Genomic DNA, 2,716 nt, shown 5'->3' with positions numbered 1-2,716 from the left:
ACGGAGCCGCGCCCGCCCATCAGGCTCGTGCCGCCGATCACCACGGCTGCGATCACCTGCAATTCCATGCCGACGCCCGCGTTCGGGTCGGCTGCCTCCAGTCGCGACACCTGGAACAGTGCAGCCAGGCCCGCCAGCAGCCCCATCAGTGCGAACACGGCAATCTTGTAGGGGCGCGGGTTCACGCCCGCCAGCCGCACGGCCTCTTCATTGGTGCCGATGGCGACGAGGTAGCGCCCGAACACGGTGCGCACCAGCACGATCTGGCCGATCACCGTGACGGCAATCGCAATCAGGAACGACGGCGCGATGCCCAGTGCAATCGGGTTGGCCAGCCAGTCGACCGCACTGCCGATATAGGCGGTGCGCGAATCGGTCAGGCTGTAGGCGAGGCCGCGTGCCATTTCCAGCACACCCAGCGACACGATGAACGACGGGATGCCCCAGTGCACCGTGACCGTGCCGGTTACCGCACCGGCCGCCGTTGCCACCAGAACGCCCGCCAACGCCGCCGGTAGTACGCCCCAGCCGAGCTTGGTCATGGCGACCGACAGCACCGAGGCGGCCAGCGCCAGCACCGACCCCACCGACAGATCAATGCCGCCGATCATCAGGATGAACGTCATGCCCACCGCCATCACCAGCAGATCGGGAATCTCGTTGGCGATGGTGGTGAAGGTGGGCAGCGAGAAGAACGTCGGCGACAGTGTGCCGAACAGCACAAGCATGGCGATCAGCGCGGCCAGCAGCCCGCCGATGGTGCCGAGCGACATGCCCACCGCCGCGCGCGGGTTGGTGGCCCCGGCTGTTGGCGTGTTGTCGGTACCGGCCGGCGGCAGGGTGGAATCAGAGCGCATCGGCGGTCTCCGGGGATGACTTGGGAGCGGGTGGGTTGGACTCGCCCGACTCACCAAACGCGGCCGCGAGCAGGGCATCCTGGCTCCAGCCGCCACGCTGGAAGATATGGGTGAGGCGCCCGGCCCGCATGACGCCGATGCGATCGCACAACTGCATCAGCTCGCGCAGATCGCTGGACACCACGACGAGCGCCTTGCCACGTGCAGCCAGCGCGTCGAGCAGGGCGTAGATGTCGAATTTGGCACCCACGTCCACGCCACGCGTCGGTTCGTCGAACAGCAGCACCGGGGTGTCGCGCTCCAGCCAGCGGGCAATCGCCACCTTCTGCTGATTGCCGCCGGAGAGTTCGCCTACCGGTTGCTCGGGCCCTGCGCAGCGGATGCGCAGGGCGTCGATGTGCCGCTGTGCCAGCGCGCGTTCGCGCGCAGGCTGCAGCCAGCCGCGCGTGGTCACGCCTGGCATGTTGCCCAGTGCGATGTTGGTTGCAATCGGTAGGCCTAGCATCAGGCCCTCGTCCTTGCGGTCTTCGGTGAGCAGGCTGATGCCCTGGCGCACCGCGTCGCCAGGTGATTGGATACGCACTGGCTTGAGCGGCGAGCCGGCTTCGATGGTGCCCGCATCCGCGCGGTCCGCGCCGAAGATCAGGCGTAACAACTCGGTACGTCCCGCGCCCACCAGTCCGGCAATGCCAAAGATTTCGCCCGGCGCCACCTCGAACGACACCTCGCGCACTGCCGGCGCGCGCGTGAGCCCTGTCACGCGCAGGGCAGGGGAGCCGTCGCCCTGCCAGGGTTCGCGTGCGGCACGCTCGCCTTCGGACGAGGCGGTGATGTCCCGTCCGACCATCGCCTGGATCAGCGCATCTTGCGTGACGGTAGCCGCCGGTGCGTCGGTCATCAGCTTGCCGTCACGCAGTACGACGATGCGGTCGGCAATGCGGGCGAGTTCATCCAGCCGGTGTGAGATGTAGATGATTGCCACGCCCTCGCGGCGCAGCGCGTCGATCCGCGTGAACAGCGTCGCGCTTTCGTGCGCGCTCAGCATGGCGGTCGGCTCGTCGAGGATCAGCACGCGGCAGGCGCTGGCCAGTGCGCGGGCAATCTCGATCATCTGCCGGTGGCCGATGCCGAGCGTGTCTACGGGGGTCCACGGATCGAGCTCCAGCCCGACGCGCGCCAGTGCCTGCTCGGCCTGGTGGCGCAGGGTGGGGCGGTCGACAAAGCCCAGCCGGTGCGGCAATTGGCCAAGGAACAGGTTTTCGGCCACCGTGAGCGTCGGCACCATGCTCAGCTCCTGCAGCACCATGCGCACGCCCAGCGCTTCCGCCGCGCTGCGCGAAGCGGGTGCGTACATCGAACCCGCCAGCGTCATCGAACCGGATGTTGCCGTCTCCAGCCCGCAGAGGATCTTGGAGAGCGTGCTCTTGCCGGCGCCGTTCTCGCCCGTGAGCGCAAGCACCTCGCCCGCGTGCACGTCGAGATCGATCTCGCGCAGCACGGGGGCGGCGTAGTGCTTGCTGATGGCGGACACACGCAGTAGCAGCGGGCGCGGTTCGTAGGCTGCAGACATGGCTGGCGGCGGCTTGCCTGTCGATCGGGTCAGGGGGTCAGGTGCGCGTGACGAGGTTGACCGGCGTTTCAACCACGCCCGACAACTTCGCCTGCGGCGTCTTGGCGGCCAGGGCCTTCAGGGCGGTTTCGATGCCGTAGACGGCTTGCTGGTCGGCGTGCTGGTCTGCCGTGGCCACCACGCGCCCATCGGCGAGCATGGCCTTGATGGCGTCGATGTTGTCGTAGCCGCCAATCAGTACCTTGCCCAGCTTGCCCGCCGCACGCACGGCCGATACGGCGCCGATTGC

Annotated in this window: 2 protein-coding genes and 1 pseudogene; all 3 read right to left on the bottom strand. The window is 68.1% G+C overall.

The features are described from left to right. Window positions 1–857, bottom strand: an 857-nt coding sequence (locus JHD73_RS27390) for an ABC transporter permease (RefSeq protein WP_199033279.1), incomplete at its 3' end; no start/stop codon positions are given. Next, a complete protein-coding gene (locus JHD73_RS27385) occupies window positions 847–2,427 on the bottom strand; it encodes a sugar ABC transporter ATP-binding protein (protein WP_199033278.1) in 1,581 nt (526 codons plus the stop codon). The genes JHD73_RS27385 and JHD73_RS27390, both read right to left, overlap by 11 nt. Window positions 2,428–2,464: 37 nt before the next feature. Continuing rightward, window positions 2,465–2,716 (bottom strand): annotated as a pseudogene (locus JHD73_RS27380) (sugar ABC transporter substrate-binding protein); the annotation flags it as partial.

The sequence above is a fragment of the Ralstonia sp. ASV6 genome (assembly GCF_016429285.1).
In the GTDB taxonomy this organism is placed as follows: Bacteria; Pseudomonadota; Gammaproteobacteria; order Burkholderiales; family Burkholderiaceae; genus Ralstonia; species Ralstonia flaminis.
Note: the sequence above shows the minus strand (reverse complement) of the source record. Positions and strands in the feature narration are given on the sequence as shown.